At 74.4% G+C, this 1,405-nt stretch carries 2 protein-coding genes and 1 pseudogene; 2 read left to right on the top strand and 1 reads right to left on the bottom strand.

Annotation, left to right across the window (positions count from 1 at the left end; translation table 11 throughout):
* On the top strand, positions 1 to 321 hold a 321-nt coding region (locus tag ABEB16_RS20840; protein ID WP_345714097.1), incomplete at its 5' end, for a DUF4307 domain-containing protein.
* 269 nt (positions 322 to 590) lie between these two features.
* Positions 591 to 1,088: a transcription elongation factor GreA gene (gene greA, locus ABEB16_RS20835; protein ID WP_345714096.1), complete on the top strand. Its 498-nt coding sequence runs from the start codon at positions 591 to 593 to the stop codon at positions 1,086 to 1,088.
* A 9-nt stretch (positions 1,089 to 1,097) separates the two neighbouring features.
* Here greA and ABEB16_RS20830 read toward each other — a convergent pair.
* Positions 1,098 to 1,405, bottom strand: a pseudogene (locus ABEB16_RS20830) (threonine ammonia-lyase); the annotation flags it as partial.

The following is a 1,405-nucleotide window of genomic DNA, read 5'->3' as shown; positions in this document are numbered from 1 at the left end:
GTGCTGGGGGCCCTGCTCGTGGCGGCGTACCTCGTGTGGGTCGCCGTGCACAGCACGAGCGGTCACGGCAGCACCACGCTCATCTCCTTCCGGGTGCTGGACGACACCCGGGTGGAGGCGCGGTACACGGTGGCGCTGGAGCCCGGTGACACGGTGCGCTGCACGCTGGAGGCGCTGGACGCCCGGCACGGCGAGGTGGGGGTGCTGGAGGAGGACATCGGCCCCTCCGCCACCGGCTTCGTGGAGCGCACCACCGTGATCCGCACCACTGGCCGGGCGGTGACCGCGACGGTGGGGACGTGCCCCGTGCTGCCCCGCTGAGCCCCGGCCACCGATCCCGTGCCCGCGCGGCGCGCGATCGGCGTTCTGCCGCGGTCCGGTGCCGCCCCGGGCGCGGGATCCGCGTGCGTGGTGGAATCGGACGACTGCACACAGTACCCTCGACGGTTTCCGAGCCGCCCGGTCCGTGCTCACGGGCCGGGCGCTCCTGACGTCGGGGCGGCGCTGCACGGCCGACCGGGTCCCGCCGCACCGCGGGCCCGCACCGGCGCACGCCGGACCGACCACCGAGACGAGCAACAGGAGTGACCGTGAGCGAGACGACCAGCGGAAGCGTCACCTGGCTGACCCAGGACGCCTACGACCGGAAGAAGGAGGAGCTCGAGCACCTGTCGGGCCCCGTCCGCGCGGAGCTGGTCAAGCGCATCGAGGCCGCCCGCGAGGAGGGCGACCTCAAGGAGAACGCCGGCTACCACGCGGCGAAGGAGGACCAGGGCAAGCTGGAGCTGCGCATCCGCCAGCTGCGCCAGCTGCTGGAGACCGCCCGCGTGGGCGAGGCCGAGGTCGACGCCTCCGGCGCGATCTCCCCCGGCGTCGTCGTGACCGTGGACCTCGCCGGTGACGAGGTCACCTTCCTGCTGGGCAGCCGGGAGATGGCCGGCGACTCCGACATCGACGTCTACAGCGAGCGCTCCCCGCTGGGCGCGGCGATCCTCGGCAGGAAGCCCGGCGACGCGGTCAGCTACACCGCGCCCAACGGCCGGCAGATCCCCGTCACCATCAAGGACGCCAAGCCCTACACCGGCTGACGCCGGGCGTCAGCCCACCCCGAAACCCGCGGCCCGCAACCGCGCCACGATGAGGTCGCGGTGCTCGGCGCCGCGGGTCTCCACCTCCAGCCGCACCTGCACCTGCCCGATCCGCAGGTCCGGGTCGGTGCGGGCGTGGCCGACGTCGAGGACGTTGGCGTCGGCGGCGGCGACGTCCTGCAGCAGCCGCACGAGCCCACCGGGGCGGTCGGGGATGGTCACCTGCAGGGTGACGTAGCGCCCGGCGGCGGCCAGGCCGTGCTGCAGCACGCGGTGCAGCAGCAGCGGGTCGACGTTGCCGCCGGACAGGACCGCCA

The organism is Kineococcus glutinatus, from assembly GCF_039542765.1.
Lineage (GTDB): Bacteria > Actinomycetota > Actinomycetes > Actinomycetales > Kineococcaceae > Kineococcus_A > Kineococcus_A glutinatus.
This window is presented reverse-complemented; position numbering and strand designations above follow the sequence as displayed.